Source organism: Candidatus Centipeda massiliensis (assembly GCF_900290285.1).
Taxonomy (GTDB): domain Bacteria; phylum Bacillota; class Negativicutes; order Selenomonadales; family Selenomonadaceae; genus Centipeda; species Centipeda massiliensis.
Genome location: NZ_LT985755.1, coordinates 26,009 through 49,122, shown reverse-complemented (window position 1 = coordinate 49,122; position 23,114 = coordinate 26,009). Strand labels below are relative to the sequence as shown.

Genomic DNA, 23,114 nt, shown 5'->3' with positions numbered 1-23,114 from the left:
GGCTCTCCCTGAGTACTGGTGGAAGGAAGTGTCTGCTTGCGAAAGAAAATCAAGATTCTTGTATTATCAGCAATGCTTCTCTGCTCCGCGTCCATTGCGAGTGCAGAGTCGTTCCAGCTTGGCGATCAGGGTACGGATGTAGCCGAGATCCAAGGACAGCTTTCCAGCTTTGGTTATGATGTTGCTGCGGACGGAGATTTTGGACCGGCAACGGCAGAGGCAGTGAAGGATTTCCAAGCGACGCATGGACTTGCAGTGGATGGGATGGTAGGTCCCTCGACGTATGAGGCACTTCTCGGAAAATCGATGCCGCAGGTCAGCCGCGGATCCAATTATATTGTCCGACGTGTGATCTCGGACTCCATGCAGTACATCGGAGTTCCGTATTCCTTCGGCGGCACAACGCCCGCCGGATTCGACTGCTCGGGCTTCGTGCGCTATGTCTTTGCGAATGCGGGCATCTATCTCCCACGCACAGCAGATGCACAGTACGATGTGGGCTATCCGGTTTCATCCTCTGAGATGGTACCCGGCGATCTCGTATTCTTCTCGACGTATGAGTACGGTCCGTCTCATGTGGGCATCTATCTTGGAAACGGCAACTTCATCAATGCTTCGTCGAGCCGTGGTGTCGCGATTGACAATCTGTACGGCGGCTACTGGGGGGCGTGCTACATCGGAGCACGCCGCATTATGTGATGATACAGAATCTGGAGAGGGGCACTGCCCCTCTTTTTTTATAGGAGTATGTCATGGCTGATCTGTTTCTTTGCCTTCTTGTTTTCCTCATGCTATACTATGTATTCGGTGATAAATTATTTCCACGCTGATGTTCCTTCATTAAATACAAAATTATTCCTGCCAGTTGCATTATGTTATGATTTTATGTAATATGGGGAGCGTACCGTCATGGGGGATCGATATTATCTTGCTGCACTCCTGCAATGTCGACAGATTGGAAGCGTGCGCATGCGACGTCTGTGTGAAGCTGTTTCCTCCGTACGCGATATCTGGTCGATGGATCTTGGGCAGCTCAGGTCGCTCGGTCTTCTTTCCGACACACGTGCGGAGGCGCTTGCTTCCCATATCCATGCGCATGGTGATCTGCCGGAGCGGATCGCGGCGGATTGTGCGCGGCAGAACGTTGAACTCATCACGATCGACGATGTACGCTATCCGGTGATCCTGCGTGAGATCTTCGATCCGCCGCTCGTTCTCTACTATCGAGGCACGCTCGTTCCGGATGCACGCCGGATCGGTATGGTGGGGGCACGCAAGTTTACGGCATACGGTGAGGCTGCGGCGATGGAGTTCGCGGAGCGGATTGCAGCGGCAGGTGTCACCATTGTCAGCGGTGCGGCGCGCGGCATTGATACGCGAGCGCACCGTGGTGCACTGCGCGGCGGCAGGACGGTTGCCGTCCTTGGCTGCGGCGTTGATATTGTCTACCCGCCCGAGAATCGCCGTCTGCTTGCGCAGATTGTCGAGACGGGGGGCGCCGTGATCTCGGAGTATGCACCGGGCACACAGCCGTTGCCGGCATTTTTCCCCGCACGCAACCGCATCATCAGCGGACTCTCTGAGGGGACTATTGTCGTTGAGGCGGCAAAGCGCAGCGGCTCTCTGATTACGGCGGAGATGGCGCTCAGCGAGGGGCGGGACGTATACGCGATCCCGGGGAGTATCTACTCGCCGCAGAGCAGCGGCTGTCACAATCTCATCCGCACGGGTGCGCGGCTCGTGGAGACGCCGCAGGAGATCCTTGAGGAGATGCGTCTGGTCGAACCGCCGAAACGCTCGGTGCGTGAGCTGCTGACACCGGAGGAGGCACATATCTATCGGGTGCTGTCCTTTGACCATCCACTCAGCATGGATGAGATCGTGGACAGTCTGCCCGAGCACATTACGGCAAGTATCCCGCTGCTCCTGCTCCAAATGCAGCTGAAGGGAATTGTTACAGAGAATGAAATGCACGCCTATCGGCGCGTTGAAAGGAACTGACGGATTGGCTACGTTGACATCTGCATTGAAAACATCCAAAGCAAAAACAAAAAAAAGTGCCAAAACATCGAGCAAGAAATCATCCAAAAAGATTCTGGTGATTGTGGAATCTCCGGCGAAGGCGAAGACCATCGAACGTCATCTCGGAAAGAACTACATTGTACGAGCCTCCATGGGGCATCTGCGCGATCTGCCGAAGAGTCAGTTCGGCATTGATGTCGAAAATGACTTTTTGCCGAAGTACATCAATGTGCGCGGTAAGGGGGAACTCATCCGCGCCCTCAAAAAAGAAGCGAAGAATGCGGATAAGATCTATCTCGCAAGCGATCCTGACCGTGAGGGGGAGGCGATCGCATGGCATTTGGCGCACATTCTCGGCGTCAATCCGGAGGAGGACTGCCGGATCGTCTTTCATGAGATCACAAAGCCTGCGATTGAGGAGGCGGTGCAGCACCCGCGCCCGATTCACATGGAGCAGGTGGACGCCCAGCAGGCGCGGCGTATGCTTGACCGCATCGTGGGCTACAAGCTGTCGCCGCTCCTTTGGCGCAAGGTGCGCAAGGGGCTGTCCGCCGGACGCGTCCAGTCCGTGACGGTGCGTCTGATCTGTGATCGGGAGCGCGAGATCGATGCGTTCCAGTCCGAGGAGTACTGGTCGGTTGAGGCAAAGCTGAAAAAAGGGAAGAACGCATTCACGGCAGATGTCACCCATGCACATGGGAAAAAATTGGCACTGCACAGTGAGGCCGAGACAAAGAAGCTGACCGACGATCTTGCGCGTCAGGATTTCACGGTCAAGGAGGTCAAGCGCAGCGAGCGCCGCAAGAAGGCAGCGCCGCCGTTTACCACGAGTTCGCTGCAGCAGGATGCTGCGCGTAAGCTTGGCTTTACCTCTGGCCGTACGATGATGATTGCACAGCAGCTCTATGAGGGCGTTGTCCTCGGACGGCATGGGGCGACTGGTCTTATCACCTATATGCGAACCGACTCAACGCGTATCTCGAATCTCGCCATAGATGAGGCACGCGGATATCTCAGCGAGGAGTACGGCAAGGACTATATCCCGACGCGTCCCAATATCTATGCGATGGGCAAGAAGGCACAGGACGCACACGAGGCGATCCGTCCGACGAGCATTCTGCGGACACCGAGTGACGTGGAACAGTATCTAAACCGCGATCAGCTGCGCCTCTATACGCTGATCTGGCAGCGCTTTGCGGCAAGTCAGATGTCCGCTGCCGTCTACGATACGATTGCGGCACAGATCGCAGCCGGGGATTATCAGCTGCGCGCGCATGGCTCCAAGCTCAAGTTCAAAGGGTATACCGCCGTCTATGTGGGCGCGGAGATCTCCAAAAAGGAGAAGGATACGCTTTTGCCGGATCTCGAAGCAGGAGACGCGCTCGCGCTCTCCGATCTGAAGCCGGAGCAGCACTTTACGGAACCGCCGCCGCGCTATAACGATGCCTCCATTGTCAAGACGCTGGAGGAGATGGGAATCGGTCGTCCGAGTACATACGCGCCCATCATCGAGACAATACAGAAGCGCGGCTACGTGGAGCGGCGTGAAAAACAATTTCGCCCGACCGAACTCGGCTTTATTGTCACCAATATGCTGGAGGAGTATTTCAAGGATATTGTGGACGTGAAGTTCACGGCAAATCTGGAAGGGGAATTGGACGAGGTTGCGGATGGCTCTCTGGACAAGAATGTGCTCCTCCGAAAATTCTATGATCCATTTGATGAGACGCTCAAAAAGGCGGAGGATGTCATCGGTGAGGTGGATCTCCCCGACGAGGTCACAGACATTCCCTGTGATAAATGCGGGCGCATGATGGTGGTCAAGCAGGGCCGTTTCGGCAAATTCCTTGCGTGTCCCGGCTTCCCGGACTGCCGCAACGCTAAGCCCCTGCTGCGCGATACGGGGGTTGCCTGTCCGAAATGCGGCGGCAAGATTGTCGAGCGCAAGAGCCGGCGTGGACGAGCCTTCTTTGGCTGTGATCGCTATCCAGACTGTGACTATACAACGTGGGACGAACCACAGCAGGAAAAGTGCAAGGTCTGTAATTCGTTTATGCAGAAGCATCGTTATCGCACGGGGCGCAGTATTCTCTACTGCAGCAATGAGGCGTGTTCCTCACGCATTGGCAGCCCCATCGAAAAGGAGCTGGCACGGCAGAAAGAACGTGCGCAGGCGGCGAAAGAGGCGGGAGCCGATACTCCGGCAGAGGAGAAGGGGGCTGCCGCAAAGAAGAAAAATACGCGTCGTAAGGAGACGCGCTCATGAAGAAGATCACCGTCATCGGTGCGGGGCTTGCGGGAAGTGAGGCGGCATGGCAGGCTGCCGAAGCTGGTGCCATTGTGGAACTCTATGAAATGCGCCCCCTGCGCAGATCTCCGGCACATAAGACGGACGGCTTTGCCGAACTCGTGTGCAGCAACTCTCTGCGCGGTGCGGCACTTGAGAATGCCGTCGGCGTCCTCAAGGAGGAAATGCGGCGCCTTGGCTCGCTCATCATGCGGGCGGCAGATGCGACTGCTGTGCCTGCGGGCGGCGCGCTTGCGGTTGACCGCACAAAATTCAGCGATTATGTTACGACGCTCATTGAGCAGCATCCGAACATCACGGTACATCATGCGGAGATCACGGAGATTCCCTCCACGGACGAGACCATTGTCATCATCGCCTCGGGGCCGCTGACCGACGGCGCTCTCTCCGATGCGATCTCGCATCTGCTCGGCAATGACTCCCTCTATTTCTACGATGCCGCCGCCCCTCTGGTGAGCTTTGCGAGCATCGATATGAGCGCCGCATACCGTGCCTCCCGCTATGGGAAGGGCGAGGCGGCGTACATCAACTGCCCGATGGATGAGGCACAGTATGAGGCGTTCTGGACGGCGCTGACAACGGCGGAGACAGCAGAGGCACACGATTTCGAGAAAGAGATCTTCTTTGAAGGCTGTATGCCCGTCGAGGTCATGGCATCGCGCGGAAAGGACACCCTGCTTTATGGACCGCTCAAGCCCATGGGACTCGAGCACCCCGAGACAGGGATTCGTCCCCATGCCGTTGTCCAGCTGCGGCAGGACAACGCAGAGGGGACGATCTACAACATTGTCGGCTTTCAGACGCGGCTCAAATGGCCGGAGCAGCGGCGTGTTTTTCAGATGATTCCGGGACTCACGCACGCAGAATTTCTGCGTTACGGCGTGATGCACCGGAACACGTTCATGAATGCGCCGCGTCATCTGCGTCCGACGTTTCAGTTGCAGACGAATGACCGGCTCTTCTTTGCCGGACAGATGACGGGGGTCGAGGGCTATGTCGAGTCGGCGGCGTCCGGACTGATGGCGGGCGTAAACGCCGTGCGCGTTGCGGCAGACGACGAGCCTCTTATGTTCCCGTCAAATACCTGTCATGGGGCACTGGCGCATTACATCACCTCGTGCGACCCTGCGCATTTTCAGCCCATGAACATCAACTTTGGACTGCTTCCTCCCATGGAGAACCTTCCGCGTCGTACGCGCAAGCCCGAGAAAAAAAGGATGCTGGCAGAGCGTGCATTGGATGAACTTGCTCGTTTCTGCGCAGCGTATATGAATGGAGTGCATAGAGTATGACATTTCATGCAACAACCATTGTTGCTGTCAAAAAGGGGAATAAAGTTGCGATTGCCGGAGATGGGCAGGTCACCTTCGGTGAGCGCGCAATTATGAAGGCAAATGCGCGCAAGGTACGCAGACTTTATCACGGAAAGATTCTCGCGGGCTTCGCGGGATCTGTCGCGGATGCGTTCACGCTGTTCGAGAAGTTTGAAATGAAGCTCGAATCCTACAGTGGGAATCTGCAGCGTGCTGCCGTCGAGCTTGCCAAGGATTGGCGCACGGATAAGGTGCTGCGAAAGCTTGAGGCGCTGCTGCTCGTCGCGGACAAGGACGGCATCCTCATGATCTCCGGCAACGGCGAGGTCATCGAGCCGGACGGGGACTGCACCGCGATCGGCTCGGGCGGCTTCTTCGCCCTTGCCGCAGCGCGTGCCCTCGTTGCACACAGCGAAATGGATGCCCCGGAGATTGCAAGGGAATCCCTCTCGATTGCAGCGGATATCTGCGTCTATACCAATCATAATATTACGGTGGAGGTACTGGAATCATGAGTCAGATCGGAGTCAACGAACAGACGCCGCGCGAGATTGTTGCCGAACTTGACAAATACATCGTAGGGCAGCATGAGGCAAAGCGCTCTGTCGCCATCGCACTCCGCAACCGCTGGCGCAGCCGTCAGCTGGATGATGAGATGCGCGAGGATGTCATTCCGAAGAACATTCTGATGATCGGCTCGACCGGTGTCGGCAAGACGGAGATCGCACGCCGTCTTGCACGTCTCGTCCGTGCGCCGTTCCTCAAGGTCGAGGCAACGAAGTTCACGGAGGTTGGCTACGTTGGGCGCGATGTCGAGTCCATCGTGCGCGACCTCGTGGAGACCTCCGTACGCATGGTGCGTCAGCAGAAGATTGAGGACGTACAGGAAAAGGCGAAGGAGAATGCAGAAGAACGGCTTCTCGATGTCTTTGTTCCACCGCCTAAGAAGTCCGCCAATCCGCTCAGCAGTATTTTTTCTTCGGATACAGAGGAGAAGCAGGAGGCGGAGGAGCCGCCGAAGTACCAGGCAGGGCGCGAGTGGGTACGCAAGCGGCTGCACAAGGGAGAGTTGGAGAGCGATGTCATTGAGATTGAGGTGGAGGAGTCCGCACGCCCTGCCGGCAATATGTTCGCGGGTTCCTCTCTTGAGAGCATGAGCGACAATCTCCAATCCATGATTGGAAAACTCGTGCCGAAAAATCGCCGTAAGCGCAAGGTTACGGTCGAGCAGGCGCGCAAGATCTTCACCGCTGAGGAGGCGGACAAGCTCGTCGATATGGATGTGGTCGCCGATGAGGCGGTACACGCCGCTGAGTACAGCGGCATCGTATTCCTCGATGAGATTGACAAGGTGGCAGTCAGCAATGGGCGCAGCGCGGGTGCGGACATCTCGCGGGAGGGCGTTCAGCGCGACATCCTGCCCATCGTGGAGGGCTCAACCGTCATGACAAAGTATGGTCCGGTGAAGACCGATCATATTCTCTTCATTGCTGCCGGTGCATTCCATACGGCAAAACCGTCCGATCTTATCCCCGAACTGCAGGGACGGTTCCCGATTCGCGTGGAACTGAAGTCGCTCATCAAGGCGGACTTCGAGCGCATCCTCACCGAGCCAAAGAACGCCCTCATCAAGCAGTACAGCGCGCTCCTCGGCGTCGAGGGTGTTTCTCTCCGCTTCACTGACGATGCCATTGGGCGGCTTGCCGAGCTTGCGGAAACGGTCAACGAGCATACCGAGGACATTGGCGCACGCCGCCTCTACACCCTCCTTGAAAAACTTCTTGAGGATCTGTCCTTCGAGGCACCTGATCTTGAGGAGAAGGATATCGTCATTGATACTGCATACGTGGATCGCTGCCTTGCGGATATTGCGGGCGATCACGATGTCTCACGCTTTATCCTGTAACAGGAATCACTGATCACATGAAGTCCACTTGACGAAACGGGATTGACGCACAAAACTTTCGTGCGCCAATCCCGTTTTTCTTTTGTCGATGAAAAAAGAAATTGCCTAAGTCTCTTTTTTATGCGATAATCCATTATGAGAGAATATGCGTATAAGGAGGGACGTGGACATGGATGAACAGGGCGGACTCTTTGAACGTGCTGCATATCAGCCGCTTGCAGAGCGTCTTCGTCCACGGTCACTTGAGGAGTTCGTCGGGCAGGAACACCTCCTCGGCAAGGGGAAGGTGCTGCGCCGCCTCATCGAAAGCGACCATATCACCTCCATGATCTTCTGGGGACCGCCCGGTGTCGGCAAGACGACACTTGCCCAGATCATCGCAGCGCGTACGCAGGCAAAGTTTATCAACTTCTCTGCGGTGACGAGCGGCATCAAGGATATACGGACGGTGATGCAGGAGGCGGATCGCCGTCGTATGTACGGGGAGCGCATCATCGTCTTTGTCGATGAGATCCACCGCTTCAACAAGGCACAGCAGGATGCGTTTCTCCCGTTCGTCGAGAAGGGCAGCATCGTCCTGATCGGGGCAACGACGGAGAACCCTTCGTTTGAGATCAACAGTGCGCTCCTGTCGCGCTGTCGTGTCTTTGTCCTGCAAGGGCTGAATACGGACGATATTGGACGGCTGCTCCGCCATGCCATTTCGTCCGAGCGCGGGTTGGGCGGTCAGCATATTCATCTCTCCGACGAGGGGCTGATGGCGGTCGCTGCCTTTGCGAACGGAGATGCACGCAGCGCACTCTCCACACTCGAAATGCTCGTCCTCAATGCGGACGAGTGCGATGGTGAGATCTATGTGACGGAGGAGAATCTGGCGCAGTGTATCTCGCGCAAGTCACTCCTCTACGATAAGAGCGGGGAGGAGCATTACAATCTCATCTCGGCACTGCACAAGTCGATGCGCAACTCCGATCCGGATGCGGCGGTCTACTGGCTTGCACGGATGCTCGAAGCAGGGGAGGACCCTCTCTATGTCGCGCGGAGAGTGACGCGGTTCGCTGCGGAGGATGTGGGACTTGCCGACCCGAGGGCACTTGAGATTGCTGTCGCTGCCTATCAGGCGTGCCATTACATCGGGGTTCCAGAGTGTAATGTGCACCTGACGGAGGCGGTTGTTTATCTCTCCCTTGCACCGAAGTCAAACGCGATGGAGACGGCGTATCTTGCAGCAGCGGCAGACGCCCGCAGGATGCTTGCAGAGCCTGTGCCGCTCGTGATCCGCAATGCGCCGACGAGACTCATGAAGGATCTGGACTATGGCAAGGGCTATCAGTATGCACATGACGCGGCGGAGCATATCACGAATATGCAGTGCTTGCCGGATTCTCTCGTCGGAAGAACCTATTATCATCCAACGGAGCAGGGGATGGAAGGTCGCTTTCGGGAGCGTTTGGATTGGATCAAGGAATGGAAAAGGAACCATCCAAAAAACAAATAGAATAAATAAATAAAAATAACGAAAAACATGCTATAAATAATAATAAATAACGTATCTGGCGAATGTTTTTTCGTCACAAAGAGAAAGGAAGGAACTCCGGCGTTGGATGGGAAGCTGAAATTATATGGGTTTAACAACCTCACGAAGGCGTTGAGCTTCAATATCTATGATATTTGTTATGCGAAATCGGCGCGAGAACAACGGGATTATATTCAATACATCGACGAACAATACAATTCTGATCGACTCACGAAGATTTTATCACAGGTAACGGATATGATCGGCGCACGGATTCTCAACATTGCCAAGCAGGACTATGACCCACAGGGCGCGAGTGTTACGATGCTGATTGCAGAGGAGGCGGCAGTCGTCTCCGGCAGCAAGAAGCCCGTGAACGCAAAAACACCTGTGCCTGAGACGATCCTCGCACATCTTGACAAGAGTCACGTCACCGTACATACCTATCCAGAGTATCATCCCGATACGAGTATTGCGACGTTTCGCGTGGATATTGATGTCGCTACCTGCGGTGAGATCACGCCGCTGCAGACACTGGACTATCTCATCAGTCAGTTTGATTCGGACATTATTACAATGGATTACCGGGTGCGTGGGTTTACGCGTGACCTGCAGGGGCGCAAGCTCTTTGTAGACAGCAAGATGACATCCATTCAGGAGTTCATCAAGCAGGAAACACTGGACGAGTACGACGCCGTTGACATCAATCTCTATCAGGCGAGCCTCTATCATACGCGTATGCTCATCAAGGAGCCGCAGCTGCAAAACTATCTCTTCAATACGGATGTTGATGAGATCCCACCGAAAACCCGCCTCCTTATCAGTACGAGTCTCCGGCGCGAGATGATTGAGATTTTCAGCGGAAGGAATGTATATTAGAAACACGAGTGCATACTGCGGTTGGCATGCACTCGTGTTTCCATCGGGAGATATGCCATGCCCATGTTCAAAAAGTCCCTCCTAATACTTCTTGTTTTTGCTCTTGCGGTGCTCGGCGGAACCATGTACGGCTACTATACGGAACAGCAGACGCTCACTCTGGATGAGGGAACGGCTGAAAGGGGCGCAGCAAAGCGCAATATCGTCGTCTATGTGACGGGGGAGGTAAAAAAACCGGGGCTGGTTACACTGACCGAAGGGCAGCGCGTTGCCGACGCGGTCAATGCCGTGGGCGGCGTGATCGAAACGGCGGATATTGACCATATCAATATGGCGGCACCGGTCGAGGACGGCATGCAGATCCGTGTGCCCATGCGCATTGGCCGAGATGCCGAATCTCCGAAAAATGCGCCGTCCGGAAAAAATGCAGAGGGGCAGATCAATCTCAATACGGCGACCGAAAAGGAGCTGCAGGAGCTGCCCGGCATCGGTCCTGCCATGTCGGCGCGTATCATTGAGTATCGCGAGACAAACGGGGCTTTTCAAACGATTGAGGACATCAAAAAGGTACGCGGTATCGGCAACGCCAAATTTGAAAAGTTGAAAGATAAGGTGACCGTATGAAGATGGGGCAGTACCAGCTTTCGTTCCTCAGCGGTCTTCTTGCTGCATTCGGGCTTGGTATTCTGTGCTGTGCATGGCTGCATATTCCCTTTGCGGAATATCTGCCCTATCTGATCACACTCCTGCTCCTCGCTGCATTTGCCTCCAGCATCCTTGTTCTGAAACAGAGTGAACGAACGTGGATCGCCTTTGTGGGGCTTTTTTTCATGTTGGGCATCTTTCGCTTTGCTGCCGTCTACGAACTTCCCACCCATGATGTTTCGCGCATGGTCGGACAAAATATCACACTGAGCGGTATCATTGCGGAGCCGCCGCGCCTCCGAACAGATGTGGATGGAATTCAGCATATACGCTATACAGTTTCTGTTCACAGAATCGTACAGGGACGTGAGGAACAGGCGGGATCCGGTAAAATCCTCGTCTACACGCGACGGGGCGCTGAGGAGGATTCCCCTGTCGGTCAGATCGGTGATGCAATCACGGCAGAAGGGAAGGTTCGCCGCCCCGTGTTCTATCAAAATCCGGGGCAGATCAATACACGATTTCTCCTGCGCTGTGAGGGGATTACTGCGGGAATGTCGGCTCGGGAAAGTGGCATAAAAATTATCCCCAATGAAGAGCCGACATACGTGCAAATGTTTCTGCGCCTTGCGGCACAGATACGCGCGCACTATTTTGACCGTATGACAGAGGTCATGCCGCGCAGTGATGCGGCGGCGATCTTTGCCATGCTCTTCGGCGGATACGAGGGGATACGCCCAGAATTGCTGGAGGCGTTTACCATCACCGGCATTGTGCACATCCTCTCCGTTTCCGGCTCGCATATCAGCCTTCTTGCTGCCGTGATCGCGTGGCTGGCATTGTTCCTGCGTCTGCCGCGATGGCTTTCCGCGTCGGCCGTCGTTCTTTCCATCATCAGCTATGTGATTCTTGCGGGACTCGTTCCGCCCGCTGTCCGTTCCGGCATCATGGGGGCGGTCGCCTTTCTGGGGCTGATTCTCGGGCGGGAGCGCGATGGGCAGTACCTGCTCGTACTGACGGGGCTTCTCATGCTTCTCGTCTCACCGCTTCTCCTTTTTCACATCAGCTTCCAGCTGTCGTTTTTGGCGACGGCGGGGCTGCTCTTCCTTGCACCCGTATTTCGTACATGGCTGGGGAAACTTCCACGATTCGTCGCGGCAGGCATCTCCATCACGATGGGGGCGCAGCTGGCAACACTTCCTGTCCTCGCATGGCATTTCAACCAAATTTCCATCTCTGCGCTCCTATCGAATCTCGTTGTCGTTCCTCTCGTCGATATTATTATTGTTTTAGGTCTTGTCGGTGGGATTGCAGCATTTTTTATTCCCATGCTTGGAGCAGTTGTCTTTGCGTTTGACAGTATGCTCCTTGGGATTTCGTTTGAGATGACTCGGGTCATGGCTGCACTCCCGTTTTCCTCTGTTTGGCTGCCGTCGATGGGCGTGTCTGCGGGACTCTGTTACTATGCTGTCCTGTCCATACTGTTTGTCCCGCAGGAATATCGTGAAATAACGGCTGAATTTATTTATCGTTTTAGATATAAATTTATAATTGTTTCTTCTTTTATCGTTGTTTTTCTTTTCTCATGGCAGATCACACGTCCCAATGAAATGGAGGTGCATTTTATTGATGTTGGGCAGGGGGATGCCGCTCTTGTTGTAACGCCCCACGGTCATGCGATGCTTTTTGATACGGGAGGAACGCGCGATACTTTTGATGTCGGTGCGCGCGTCGATGTGCCGTACCTCCTGCATTACGGCATTCGTGAAGTGGACTATATATTTCTGTCGCACGCACATGAAGACCACGCGGCAGGTGCGGGCGCCATTCTCGCACGTATGCCGGTAAGGTACGTCTATACCGCCGATGAGGGAGCAGCGGCGTATGCGCGAAGTATGCGCCTTGGTGACGGGAATCCACTTCTCATGAAGCTCGGCAGAGCACAGGAGGGGCAGTCGATCTCGTTGGACGGTGTGACCGTCGATGTTTTGTATGCGCCCTCCTATAGCGACGTGGAACATACGACCGGCAATGAAGTTTCCAATGTCTATCGCGTCCGCTATGGGAATGCGAGCTTTCTTTTTACGGGTGATCTCGTGCAGGAGCACGAGGAAAAGATGATTGCGCGCGGAATCGACCTTCATACGACCGTGCTGAAGGTGCCGCACCACGGCTCGGATACATCCAGTTCTGAGCATTTTGTTCAGGCGACAAATCCTCTCTATGCCATCTACTGTGTTGGCGCAGACAACTCCTTTGGCCATCCGCGCCCCGATGTCGTAGCACGATATGAGCGTGTGGGAGCACAGACGCTACGGACGGATAGGGATGGAGCGATCATCTTTCACACAGATGGGGAGCATCTGTCGGTTCGCACCTTTGGCGCAGAGAATTTTTTGGGGGAGTAATTGCGGAGTACCATGCTTTCCCTTATAATAGAAATGGTAATCAATATGGAATGAGGAACTTATGGATATTCGCGGCGTAGTATTTGATGTCGATGACACCCTCTATGATATGGCACAGCCCTTTTTCGGTGCATATCAGAGTTTCTATGGGACGCAGTACGATCTGCCCTTGCAGAAATTGTTTCTCTCCTTCCGTCATTACAGCGACGAGCGCTTTGCGGATTCCCAAACCGGCAGGATGACGATGGAGGAACTCTACATCTACCGGTTGCGCATGACTTTGCGCGCCTATGATATTGAGGTGACGGATGAGGAGGCGCTGGCGTTTCAGCACCGCTATATGGAGCTTCAGTATCAGATCCGGCTGTCAGATACGATGAAGGGGCTGCTGGATGAACTCCGTGCGCATGTCACCATTGGGATTATTACAAACGGAGATTCCCGTCATCAGAGGAATAAATTGCGTTCTCTCCATGTTGCTCCGTGGATTCCGGAGGATCAAATCATCGTTTCGGGGGATCACCCCTTCCGAAAGCCGGATGTACGCATCTTTCGCGAGATGGAACACCGTTTGAACCTTGCGCCGAAAAACCTGATCTACGTAGGAGATGCTTTTGATCTGGATATCGTCGGGGCAGAGGCTGCGGGCTGGCAGGCTGTCTGGTTCAATCATCGACACCGTCAAGTGCCGGCGACGGCGAAGATTCAGCCGTGTGCCGAAGTGGTGTCGGAGGGGGAGCTTCGTGCGCTCCTCATGGCACGGATCGGAAAATAAATGCTTGCTTTTTATGTGAAAAGTTGATAGAATACATATCGTTGTCGGGATGTGGCACAGTTTGGTAGCGCGCATCGTTCGGGACGATGAGGCCGCAGGTTCGAATCCTGTCATCCCGACCATTTTACTCGACGCAAAAAGACCAGCCCATGGGCGGGTCTTTTTCTGTTATGAACGATTGTGAGGCAGATATGACATCCGCAGAAAGACGCTGTGCAAAGAATTTGATCGATTTTATAGATGCGGCAGCATCGCCATATCATGTGGTGCAGCAGAGCTGCCAAGAAGCTGCCTGTGGGGATCACGCGCTTGGGGCAGAGGGAATACGTACGGGACGATGCTATTCTTTTTCGCTCTTTCACACGGGGGCAGTCCTTGTTTCGATTGGGGAAAACCCTCACGGATCGCTCCGCATTGCATGTGCGCATACGGATTTTCCCTGTCTGCGCATCAAGCCGAATCCGGTGCTGAGAGAGCATGGCTACGGCAAGCTGAATGCAGAGGTATATGGAGGCATGATCCGCAATACGTGGATGGATCGGCCGCTTTCTCTCGCGGGAGCGGTTGCTTTGCGTACCGAGGATCCCTTTGCGCCGCACCTGCGGCTCGTGGATTTTCGTCGTCCGCTTATGATTGTACCAAACCTTGCGATTCACATGAACCGCAAGGTAAATGAAGGGGTCGAGCTGAAGCCGCAAAAGGATCTCCTGCCGATGTTCTTTCAAAGCAATGAGGGCGATGCAGATGATCTGAAAAAACTGCATGAACTCCTTTCCTATGAACTCGATGTTCCCGCCCAAGACATCCTGTCCTATGATTTGAATGCCTACCCCTATGAGCGCGGTTGTCTTTTGGGATGTGATGAAGCCTTCCTTTCCGCACCGCGTCTTGATAATCTCTCCTCGGTCAAGGCATGTGTCGATGCGATCTATGACTGGGACGGTGAAGATGGTATCCGCGTTGTCGCACTCTTTGACAACGAGGAGGTGGGAAGCCGCACGAAGCAGGGGGCAGGGTCGACGGCGCTTGCCATACTGCTTGAACGCATCTATTTGACATTGGGCTTTTCGCGGGACGAATACCTTGCAAAGATTCTTGACGGCTTCTGTCTTTCTGTAGATGTTGCGCATGCCCTGCACCCGAATGCGCCTGAAAAGGCGGATCCGACGAATCAGCCTGTGCTGGGGGGCGGCCCCGTCCTCAAGGTCGCCGCAAATCAGTCCTATGCCGGAGATCCGAAGGCTTATGCTACTGTAGCCGACATTTGTGAGCGGGAAAAAATCCCATATCAGGTTTTTACAAATAACTCTGATGCGGCAGGCGGCGCAACACTCGGGTCGATTCTCTCCACACAGGTGCCGATGCGAACGATGGACATTGGTGCGCCTCTTCTTGGGATGCACTCTGCGCGCGAGACAATGGGCACACGCGATCAGCTCGCACTGACGCAGCTGCTCACATCTTTTTTCTCTGCTTGAAGGAATCACTGATAAAATGAAGTCCTGCAGATTGGTGTAGATTTTTTCGTCCGAACAAGGCGGAAAACCGGACGCAGAGTGGTGCTCTGTGGAGGATTTTCCGCCAAAGTGCGGGCAAAAAAGATGCGTCAAGATGATGGTGCTGAATTTATCAGTGATTCCTGAAAGACATCTGCGCAGAAGCATGCTATAATAGGGCACATTGAATAGAGAAAGAGGGGATTCCTTGCGCGCCGTAGTCACACGAGTGAAAGAAGCATCTGTAGAGATCGAAGGTCACGTTTGCGGTCAAATTAAAGCGGGCTATCTTGTCCTGTTGGGAATTGCACCGGAGGATACTGCGGAGGATGCTGCGCATCTCGCAGAGAAAATCGTGCATTTGCGTGTATTCTCCGATGAGGCGGGGAAGATGAACCGCGCCCTTGCTGAGGTCAATGGAGCGGTGCTCGTGATTTCACAGTTCACGCTGTTTGCTGACCTCAAAAAGCGTCGTCCCGGATTCTCCAAGGCTGCAAAACCGGATCACGCGATTCCTCTCTATGAGACCTTTATGAAGGAGCTGGAAATGCGTGATGTGCACGTTGAGCACGGAGAATTTGGGGCAGATATGCAGGTATCCTCCATCAACGATGGTCCTGTAACCCTGCTCTTTGATACGACCGAGGTATGAAATGAATACGGACTTACTCAAGAAATATGCCGCTCTTGTGATTCGTGTGGGCGTCAACTTGCAGCAGGATCAGCCGCTCGTTATCCATGCGCCGATTGCCTGTGCGGACTTCGTACATGCCCTTGCCTCGGAGGCGTATGATGTCGGCGCCTATGATGTCGCTGTCAACTGGAACGATGAGGCGTTTGCCCATATTCGCTTTCAGAAGGCGCATGCGGAGCGTTTCCGCGAGTTTCCCGCATGGCGAAAACTCTTTTATGATGACCATGCCGCGCGGGGAGCCGCATTCATTTCGATTGCGGCATCGGATCCGGATCTCTATTCGGACATCGATCCAAAACGTCTCACAGAGGCGAGTCAAGCAGCCGGAAAAGCACTCATGGACTATCGTGCGCGGTTAATGAGCAATAAGAATACATGGTGTGTTGTTTCTGTCCCGACAACAGCATGGGCTCGTAAGGTGTTCCCGAACTGTTCGGCGACGGAGGCAGTGGATCGTCTCTGGGGACAGATTCTGAGCGCCGTGTGCGTTTCCATGGATGAGGATCCGATTGCGGTATGGCAGACGCATATCCAGCGCCTGCAAAAGATTACGGCATTTCTCAATGCTCACGCATTCACCGAGCTGCATTATCGGAATGCACTGGGAACCGACCTTCGCATCGAGCTTCCCAAAGGACATATCTGGATGGGAGGAGCAGAGAAGTCTGCTGCGGGAACGGTATTTGCCGCGAATCTCCCGACAGAGGAGGTCTATACGCTTCCTAAGAGAGATGGCGTGAACGGTACGGTCGTCGCCTCGAAGCCGCTTCATTACAACGGGAATTTAATCAGTGGCTTCACACTTGAATTCCGTGCGGGGAGGGTTGTGGATTATAAGGCGGAGCAGGGCGAAGCATATCTGAAGGAACTCCTCCACACGGATGAGGGGGCTTCCTTCCTCGGTGAGGTCGCACTTGTGCCGCATGATTCGCCAATCTCGCAGAGTGGTATTCTTTTTTACAATACGCTTTTCGATGAGAATGCTTCCTGTCATCTTGCCTTTGGAAAAGCATATCCAACCTGTATCGAGAGTGGTGAAGACATGACAGAAGACGAACTCCGCCATCACGGTGTAAATCATTCGATTGTTCATGAGGACTTTATGATCGGAACGGCTGATCTTATGGTCGTCGGACGCACCCCGTCCGGCGAAGCGGTTACGATCATGGAAAATGGGAACTTTACATTTTAAGTGAGGTGGCGTATATGCAGAGATATTTTCGCTACGGCACATTGATGCTCCTATGCCTTCTTTCCCTTTCGCTCTTTGTGCGTGGAGAAGCGGCAGGTAAGATACACGCCGAAGACTTTTCCTATCAGAACATTGCTTTGGGGGAGTCAGAGGAGACGCTCCGCGCGAAATGGGGAGAGCCGGACGTTCAGAACGATCAGGTGATTTGGGGGATTCATCTCAAGACCTATACTTACGGGGATATTGTCGTCTCTGCCTCCTCTGCAACAGGGAAAATTGTCGACATCAATCTGATTGGAGAGAAGTATCGGCTGCGCAAGGATGTCCACTATGGCTCAACAAGCAGCTATCTTACGAAGATATATGGGAAAGCCGAGCGTCAGTTTTTGGACGGCAATACTTGCTATGTGTATGCCCACCCGGAACATCCGCGCACGCGTCTGATCCTGAATCTGAATGCGGAGAATGGTGCGCTGCAGTCGGCGCGGATCACGATGCTCCCATTGACCGATGAGGAAGCGGATGAGATGGCACTATCCGATGACGAGTCCTTTGTCGAACTCGATCTGAGGCGCGGATTCATCGCATCTAAGGAAATTGATGTGTCCGATCTTCCGAAAAATGAACAGGTGCGGCTTGGAGGATATGTTAAATGACACATGACCTGCACATCCGCGTATTCGGGCATCGCGTTATGCGCTATGTCGGAATCACCATCGGCTGTCTTATTGCAAGCAGCGCGATCAATCTTTTTTTGATTCCGGCACATCTCCTGACGGGCGGTGCAACGGGCATTGCGATGATTGTCTACTATCTTTTCGGACTGCCCATTGGTCTACAGACGTTTCTCTATAATATTCCATTGCTCTTTATGGCGTGGAAACTGATGGGGAAGGCGTACACCATTGACATCATCATCGGAACGGCGATTTTTTCTTTTTTCCTCGATCTAACGCGTCCGCTTAACGCTTATGCACCTGTGAGCGATATGATGCTGACTACCGTTTATGGCGGCGTGTTTGCAGGGCTTGGCTACGGGCTTGTCTTTCGCATGAATGGCAGCACGGGTGGGTTTGACATCCTCGCCGCCATTGTTCGGAAATATTACGATTTGCACATGGGCGGCGTTCTCTTCTCGATGAACTGCCTCATTATGCTCATCGCAGCCTTTCTCTTTGGCATGGCACCTGCGATGTTCACACTCATCTATATGTTCATCAATGCGACCGTCGTGGATAAGATCGTTGCGGGCTTCAATCACCGCAAGGCAGTTCTCATCATTTCGGGCAAACACAAGGAAATTGCCGATAATATCATCGATGAAATGCACCGCGGTGTTACGTTTTTGCATGGACAGGGAGCATACACGCGTCGTGAACGAAATGTTGTCTTCGTCGCGGTCGGTACCACGCAGGTGGGCAAGCTGAAGTTCATCGTACACAATGTCGATCCCCATGCCTTTGTCATCATCATGTCCGCGAATGAGGTCATGGGACGTGGATTTGGACGGATCAACCAGAACGATGCCTCGGCATCGGACGATGATGACGATGAAAAAGAAAGAAGATGAGATTCTATGGAAGCAACGTATTTGCTGAACAGCGGCTTTCTCGTCCGTACGGATGATGTTCTGCTCGTCTTTGATGCGTTTGATGATCCAGCAGGTGTTCTTCCTGCGGCTGTGGAGAAGGAGAACTATGCGTGTCTGTACTTCTTTGCTTCCCATGCGCATTTCGATCACTTTAATCCCATGATAGCACGCTATGCCGCCAAGACACAGCGCTATCTTTTGAGCGAGGATATACGATCAAATGCGGGGGCTGCATATATGCCGACAGACCGGACGAGTTGGATCGGGCTTTATGATGCGTGGCAAGATGACTGTATCGCAGTCAAGTCGTTTGCATCGACGGATGAGGGGACGTCCTTTTTGGTGGAAGTAAATGGGAAGCGTATCTTTCATGCAGGGGATTTTAACTGGTGGGACTGGACGGGGGATACAGCAGAGAATCGGAAGCTTGCGGAGAATGCTTTTCGCAAACAGATGAAACGCCTTGCGGGACTCTCCTTCGACCTTGCCTTTTTTCCCGTGGACGGACGGCTCGGTCCTTCGATGGAGCGCGGGGCTAAGGTGTTCTGTGCAGAGACGTATCCACAGGCACTTGTTTCCATGCACTCCGTCGGCTATCCCGCATGGAAACCGTCGGAGGGATTTTTTGCGGTGGGGCGTGAGATTCCCGTATGGTCACCGACGCAAGCGGGGCAGCGACATTCTTTTTGAAATATGTATTGAATTATGGGAGGGCTTTCGGTAGAATGAGGAAGAAATTTTATCTCCTGTCACTCGGTATCGCTGTTGTCGTCGTTGCCGTATTGTTCATGGCGCACAGCGGGAGTGCGGGGATGTCATTTAATATGCTGTTGGATCAGAACAAAGGAGCGCAGAGAACTGTGGCAAATCGCATTGCAGTATTTACAACCAACAAGGGGACGTTCGAGGTCGAACTCTTCGAGGATAAAGCCCCCATTACGACGAAGAACTTCATCGACCTCGTGGAAAAGGGGTTCTATGACGGTCTGATCTTCCATCGCGTCATCGATGGGTTCATGATTCAGGGCGGTGACCCGAATGGCAACGGTACAGGCGGTCCGGGCTATAAGATTCCCGATGAATTTGATCCCTCACTGAAGCACGATGATGAGGGGATTCTTTCGATGGCAAATGCGGGCCCCAATACGGGCGGCAGTCAGTTCTTCATTACGCTCGCCGCAACCCCGTGGCTCGATAACAAACATGCTGTCTTCGGAAAGGTGATTGATGGGATGGATGTGGTGCGCGATATCGGTCACACGAAGACAGGATACGGTGATCGTCCCGTGCACGATGTTGTGATTGAGAAAATTACCATCAAAGATGCTGCGGAATGAATTACGCGTACCTCCTGTTGTGTGCCGATGGGAGTCTCTATGCCGGCTGGACAAATGATCTCAGGCGGCGTCTTCATGCACACAATGAGGGAACAGGAGCGAAGTACACGCGTGGGCGCGGACCCGTCCGCCTTGTCTATGCGGAGTCCTTTGCGACGAAAGAGGAGGCGCAGAAACGTGAGTGCGCGATCAAAAAGCTCCGCAGGGAGAAGCGGCTCGAACTGATTCGTCTCGGACAGAACGATGCAGAAATATCTGCATTGCTAGAAGATGTCAATACAAGAGGACTACGATAAAGGGGAGTATTTCATGACAGAGAAGAAGGTCATGCTGACCGAAGACGGCTATAACAAGCTTGTCGAAAAACTCAACTATCTCAAGAGTGTGCGGCGCATCGAGGTTGCCGAACGCCTCAAAGCGGCGATCGCACTCGGCGATCTCTCGGAGAACTCCGAATACGATGATGCGAAGAATGAGCAGGCGTTTCTTGAGGGTGAGATTCAGGAACTCGAGACGAAGATTCGCAACTCCGACATCATCAAGGCAGGGGACGGCAAGACCGTCACGATGGGAAGTCGCGTAACGGTCAAGGATCTGGAGTTCGACGAGGAGGAGACCTTTCTCATCGTTGGCTCCACGGAGGCGGATCCGGACGAGGGAAAGATCTCGAATGAGTCTCCGCTCGGCATGGCGCTGCTCGGACAGAATATAGATCATGTCGTCAATGTCAATGCACCAGCGGGTATTATTCAGTACAAGATTATGGATATAAAGAAGTAAGGAGCAGGGATGGCTGAAGAAAGAGAAAACGCATTGCAGGTGCCGGAGCAGGATCTAAACGAGATGATGCGTGTCCGCCGCGAGAAAATGGACGCATTTCGGGCGATGGGTGTCGCACCATTTGGACATCGCTTCGAGGTGACGGATTATGCCGTTCCGCTCAAAGAGAAATACGATCACCTGGCAGAGGACGAAGAAGGCGGAGAAGTTCGCATTGCGGGGCGTCTGATGGCAATCCGCGGTCATGGGAAAGCCTCCTTCTCTACACTGAACGACCGAACGGGGAATATACAGGTATACTTCAAGCAGGACGTTCTCGGCGAACAGAAGTACAAGGAGGAGTTCAAGCGCCTTGACATCGGCGACATCATCGGGATCCGCGGCGTTGTATTCAAGACGCGGCGCGGGGAGGTCACTGTGCGTGTCGAGGACTTTGATCTGCTCTCGAAGTCCCTGCGTCCTCTGCCTGAGAAGTTCCACGGGCTGAAGGATGTGGATACGCGCTATCGTCAGCGCTATCTCGATCTTATGGTCAACCATGAGGTACGGGAGACGTTCCGTAAGCGGACGAAGATCATTCAGTCCATTCGGCGCTATCTGGACGAGCGCGACTTTCTTGAGGTGGAGACACCTGTGCTCTCAACGCTTGCGGGAGGAGCTGCGGCGCGTCCCTTTATCACCCATCACAATGCACTGGACATCGACCTTTACCTGCGTATCGCCACTGAGCTAAGCCTCAAGAGACTCATCGTCGGGGGGCTTGATCGTGTCTACGAGATGGGGCGCATCTTCCGCAATGAGGGTATGGACGTGCGGCATAATCCGGAGTTCACGTCCATTGAGATTTATCAGGCATTTGCCGATCATCGCGATCTCATGGCGATTACGGAAGGAATCGTCCGTCAGGCTGCCGAGGATGTCCTCGGTACGACGAAGATTACGTATCAGGGCATTGAAATTGACCTGAATAATGTCCGTACGATCAGCATGAATGATGCCGTGCGTGAGGCGACGGGGAAGGACTTTCTCTCCTGTCAGTCCGTTGATGAGGCGCGTGCGATGGCACGTGAGATCGGCGTCCCATTCGAGGAGCGTCACGGCATTGGCGGTATTCTCAATGCTGCGTTTGAGGAGAAGGTGGAGGAGTCGCTGATGCAGCCGACCTTCATCACGGGGCATCCGACCGAGATCTCGCCGCTTGCAAAGCGCAATCCGGACGATCCGCGCATTACGGATCGCTTTGAGTTCTTTGTCTACGGACGCGAGCTTGCCAATGGCTTTACGGAGCTGAACGATCCCATTGATCAGGAGCAGCGCTTCTTGGAGCAGCTGCAGCAGCGTGCCGCAGGCGATGCGGAGGCGCATGTCATGGATCGTGACTTCGTCACGGCACTCGAATATGGACTTCCCCCGACGGGCGGCCTTGGCATCGGTGTCGACCGACTCGTCATGCTGCTGACGGACAGTCCCTCCATCCGCGACGTGCTGCTCTTCCCGACGATGAAGCCGCTCGCAGAATGACGCACGAATAATTTGAGAAACGCCTTGACAAAACAGTGTGTTATCGCATATACTTGTCAAGGCTCATGGGTAGGTGGCCGAGTGGTTAAAGGCAACAGACTGTAAATCTGTCATCTTCGGATTACGATGGTTCGAATCCATCCCTGCCCACCACCTTGGCGGCATAGCTCAGTTGGCTAGAGCATGCGGTTCATACCCGCAGTGTCCGGAGTTCAAATCTCTGTGCCGCCACCAAATACAAAAAGAAAGCTCAGTCGATGCAATATGATCGGCTGAGTTTTTTGTTTGGGCAAGGCGACTCCGTGCAAATGGATTGACTTCTCGTGTGATTTCGGATAGAATGTCCCTGTACATCGTCGGATGCGGCGGTGCATGGGGATTTCATATTACGAAAAAGATATAGGAATCGCTGATAAAATAGACCCTCAGATTGGCGTAGATTTTTCGTCCGAACAAGGAGGCAAACCGGACGCATAGCCAATGCTATGTGGAGGATCGCGGGCACAGTACGGACAAAAAAGATGCGTCAAGATGGCACGGCTGAATTTATCAGTGCTTCCTATATTCTTAGCGCTGGCTCTGGAATGTACTTGGTTTCCAGAGGACGAGGAGAAGGTTGTCGAGCCGTCAGCGGATGCCTTCCGGCATGCTCTGTCGAGAGTCTGTGGTCAAAGCGCAGGGGTGACCCTGCGGACAAAGCTGCAGACGGAGCGAAATCCCTGAGCGATTAT

21 protein-coding genes and 3 tRNA genes are annotated in these 23,114 nt (G+C 53.9%); all 24 read left to right on the top strand.

The window, feature by feature from the left end; all coding sequences use genetic code 11:
• The first annotated feature begins 36 nt into the window (after positions 1-36).
• The 24 genes from C8273_RS06110 to C8273_RS05990 all read left to right on the top strand — a co-directional run bounded on the left by C8273_RS06110 (position 37) and on the right by C8273_RS05990 (position 22,617).
• Positions 37-699 (top strand): C40 family peptidase, encoded by a 663-nt coding sequence (locus C8273_RS06110; protein WP_106626891.1) that lies wholly within the window; start codon positions 37-39, stop codon positions 697-699.
• 210 nt (positions 700-909) lie between these two features.
• Positions 910-2,001 carry a DNA-processing protein DprA gene (gene dprA, locus C8273_RS06105; RefSeq protein WP_106626890.1) on the top strand — a complete coding sequence of 364 codons (1,092 nt, stop codon included), beginning with the start codon at positions 910-912 and terminating at the stop codon, positions 1,999-2,001.
• Positions 1,964-4,288 carry a type I DNA topoisomerase gene (gene topA / locus C8273_RS06100; protein ID WP_199821012.1) on the top strand — a complete coding sequence of 775 codons (2,325 nt, stop codon included), beginning with the start codon at positions 1,964-1,966 and terminating at the stop codon, positions 4,286-4,288. Before dprA ends, topA begins: the two co-directional genes overlap by 38 nt.
• Positions 4,285-5,622 (top strand): methylenetetrahydrofolate--tRNA-(uracil(54)-C(5))-methyltransferase (FADH(2)-oxidizing) TrmFO, encoded by a 1,338-nt coding sequence (trmFO, locus tag C8273_RS06095; RefSeq protein WP_106626888.1) that lies wholly within the window; start codon positions 4,285-4,287, stop codon positions 5,620-5,622. The genes topA and trmFO overlap by 4 nt, the downstream gene beginning before the upstream one ends.
• The gene (gene hslV, locus C8273_RS06090; RefSeq protein WP_106626887.1) at positions 5,619-6,158 is read left to right on the top strand and encodes an ATP-dependent protease subunit HslV; all 540 of its coding nucleotides are present in this window, start codon (positions 5,619-5,621) and stop codon (positions 6,156-6,158) included. The genes trmFO and hslV overlap by 4 nt, the downstream gene beginning before the upstream one ends.
• Entirely contained in the window at positions 6,155-7,549 is a 1,395-nt protein-coding gene (gene hslU, locus C8273_RS06085; RefSeq protein ID WP_106626886.1) for an ATP-dependent protease ATPase subunit HslU, read from the top strand. The genes hslV and hslU overlap by 4 nt, the downstream gene beginning before the upstream one ends.
• A 169-nt stretch (positions 7,550-7,718) precedes the next feature.
• Positions 7,719-9,047, top strand: a complete 1,329-nt coding sequence (locus tag C8273_RS06080; RefSeq protein ID WP_106626885.1) for a replication-associated recombination protein A — start codon at positions 7,719-7,721, stop codon at positions 9,045-9,047.
• A gap of 102 nt (positions 9,048-9,149) precedes the next feature.
• Complete coding sequence (speD, locus tag C8273_RS06075; RefSeq protein WP_106626884.1) at positions 9,150-9,944, top strand: adenosylmethionine decarboxylase; 795 nt, start codon at positions 9,150-9,152, stop codon at positions 9,942-9,944.
• Between the two features lie 57 nt (positions 9,945-10,001).
• On the top strand, positions 10,002-10,568 hold the full coding sequence (locus tag C8273_RS06070; RefSeq protein WP_106626883.1) for a helix-hairpin-helix domain-containing protein: 567 nt from the start codon (positions 10,002-10,004) through the stop codon (positions 10,566-10,568).
• Positions 10,565-12,997: a DNA internalization-related competence protein ComEC/Rec2 gene (locus C8273_RS06065; protein ID WP_106626882.1), complete on the top strand. Its 2,433-nt coding sequence runs from the start codon at positions 10,565-10,567 to the stop codon at positions 12,995-12,997. Before C8273_RS06070 ends, C8273_RS06065 begins: the two co-directional genes overlap by 4 nt.
• A 61-nt stretch (positions 12,998-13,058) precedes the next feature.
• Positions 13,059-13,772 carry an HAD family hydrolase gene (locus C8273_RS06060; protein ID WP_106626881.1) on the top strand — a complete coding sequence of 238 codons (714 nt, stop codon included), beginning with the start codon at positions 13,059-13,061 and terminating at the stop codon, positions 13,770-13,772.
• 45 nt (positions 13,773-13,817) lie between these two features.
• Positions 13,818-13,894, top strand: a tRNA-Pro gene (locus C8273_RS06055).
• 69 nt (positions 13,895-13,963) lie between these two features.
• The gene (locus C8273_RS06050) at positions 13,964-15,250 is read left to right on the top strand and encodes a M18 family aminopeptidase (RefSeq protein ID WP_106627297.1); all 1,287 of its coding nucleotides are present in this window, start codon (positions 13,964-13,966) and stop codon (positions 15,248-15,250) included.
• A 226-nt stretch (positions 15,251-15,476) separates the two neighbouring features.
• Positions 15,477-15,920 (top strand): D-aminoacyl-tRNA deacylase, encoded by a 444-nt coding sequence (dtd, locus tag C8273_RS06040; protein ID WP_106626880.1) that lies wholly within the window; start codon positions 15,477-15,479, stop codon positions 15,918-15,920.
• A gap of 1 nt (position 15,921) precedes the next feature.
• A complete protein-coding gene (locus C8273_RS06035) occupies positions 15,922-17,154 on the top strand; it encodes an aminopeptidase (protein ID WP_106626879.1) in 1,233 nt (410 codons plus the stop codon).
• Positions 17,155-17,168: 14 nt separating this feature from the next.
• A complete protein-coding gene (locus C8273_RS06030) occupies positions 17,169-17,810 on the top strand; it encodes a hypothetical protein (RefSeq protein WP_106626878.1) in 642 nt (213 codons plus the stop codon).
• Positions 17,807-18,724 carry a YitT family protein gene (locus tag C8273_RS06025; protein ID WP_106626877.1) on the top strand — a complete coding sequence of 306 codons (918 nt, stop codon included), beginning with the start codon at positions 17,807-17,809 and terminating at the stop codon, positions 18,722-18,724. The genes C8273_RS06030 and C8273_RS06025 overlap by 4 nt, the downstream gene beginning before the upstream one ends.
• 6 nt (positions 18,725-18,730) lie before the next feature.
• Complete coding sequence (locus tag C8273_RS06020) at positions 18,731-19,435, top strand: MBL fold metallo-hydrolase (protein WP_106626876.1); 705 nt, start codon at positions 18,731-18,733, stop codon at positions 19,433-19,435.
• 35 nt (positions 19,436-19,470) lie between these two features.
• A complete protein-coding gene (locus C8273_RS06015) occupies positions 19,471-20,082 on the top strand; it encodes a peptidylprolyl isomerase (RefSeq protein WP_106626875.1) in 612 nt (203 codons plus the stop codon).
• A complete protein-coding gene (locus tag C8273_RS06010; RefSeq protein ID WP_106626874.1) occupies positions 20,079-20,378 on the top strand; it encodes a GIY-YIG nuclease family protein in 300 nt (99 codons plus the stop codon). Before C8273_RS06015 ends, C8273_RS06010 begins: the two co-directional genes overlap by 4 nt.
• Before the next feature lie 13 nt (positions 20,379-20,391).
• The gene (gene greA / locus C8273_RS06005; RefSeq protein WP_106626873.1) at positions 20,392-20,862 is read left to right on the top strand and encodes a transcription elongation factor GreA; all 471 of its coding nucleotides are present in this window, start codon (positions 20,392-20,394) and stop codon (positions 20,860-20,862) included.
• A 9-nt stretch (positions 20,863-20,871) separates the two neighbouring features.
• A complete protein-coding gene (gene lysS / locus C8273_RS06000; protein WP_106626872.1) occupies positions 20,872-22,383 on the top strand; it encodes a lysine--tRNA ligase in 1,512 nt (503 codons plus the stop codon).
• 67 nt (positions 22,384-22,450) lie between these two features.
• Positions 22,451-22,536 (top strand) — tRNA-Tyr (locus C8273_RS05995).
• A 4-nt stretch (positions 22,537-22,540) separates the two neighbouring features.
• A tRNA-Met gene (locus C8273_RS05990) sits at positions 22,541-22,617 on the top strand.
• The last annotated feature ends 497 nt before the right edge of the window (positions 22,618-23,114 follow it).